Raw genomic sequence first — 208 nt, 5'->3', positions numbered from 1 at the left:
CGCCCTCCGGGTCTCCATGGCCTCGCCCATCGTGGTGAGGAACTCTCCGACCCACTCGACCAGCCCGCTGCGGGACTTCTCGATCTGGTCGGCGACACCCTTCGGCGTGAAGCGCTCGTAGTACTCGCGCCCCTTCACCACGATCAGTGCGGTCAGCCCGGCACCGACGGCGAGCCAGAACAGGCGCTTGCCCATCACTTGGCCTTCT

1 protein-coding gene is annotated in these 208 nt (G+C 66.8%); it reads right to left on the bottom strand.

The window, feature by feature from the left end; translation table 11 throughout:
• Positions 1-195 (bottom strand): hypothetical protein (locus BN358_RS25535; protein ID WP_157593459.1); only part of this gene is annotated, 195 nt, incomplete at its 3' end.
• Between the last annotated feature and the right edge of the window lie 13 nt (positions 196-208).

The sequence above is a fragment of the Sedimentibacter sp. B4 genome, assembly GCF_000309315.1.
Lineage (GTDB): Bacteria > Bacillota > Clostridia > Tissierellales > Sedimentibacteraceae > Sedimentibacter > Sedimentibacter saalensis.
Note: the sequence above shows the minus strand (reverse complement) of the source record. Positions and strands in the feature narration are given on the sequence as shown.